Here is a 447-nt window from a genome sequence, read left to right as displayed (position 1 = left end):
ACTCGATTCAGGTTATGCATGTTTCTGATGTTCAATCGTCACCGGGCAGTGTTGCTCAGGTGCGAGAATCTGCGACGGCACTGACGCGATACGCAAAACAGAACAATGTTGCGGTATTTATTGTTGGTCACGTAACGAAAGATGGTACTCTTGCCGGCCCTAAAGTCCTTGAGCACATTATTGACTGTTCTGTCTTGCTTGATGGCGGAACAGATAGTCGTTTCCGTACACTGCGCAGCCACAAAAACCGTTTTGGTGCGGTAAATGAATTAGGTGTGTTTGCGATGACGGGGCAGGGACTGAAAGAAGTAAGTAACCCATCGGCGATTTTCCTTTCTCGTGGCGAAGAAGAGACGTCAGGATCTTCGGTCATGGTTGTGTGGGAAGGTACACGTCCTCTATTAGTAGAGATTCAAGCGCTGGTGGACTACTCGCAATTGGCAAACC

Annotated in this window: 1 pseudogene; it reads left to right on the top strand. The window is 48.5% G+C overall.

The annotated features are described in order from the left end of the window. Positions 1–447 (top strand): annotated as a pseudogene (locus tag UF06_RS18760) (DNA repair protein RadA); the annotation flags it as partial.

This window comes from Vibrio sp. S234-5 (assembly GCF_000960595.1).
In the GTDB taxonomy this organism is placed as follows: Bacteria; Pseudomonadota; Gammaproteobacteria; order Enterobacterales; family Vibrionaceae; genus Vibrio.
This window is presented reverse-complemented; position numbering and strand designations above follow the sequence as displayed.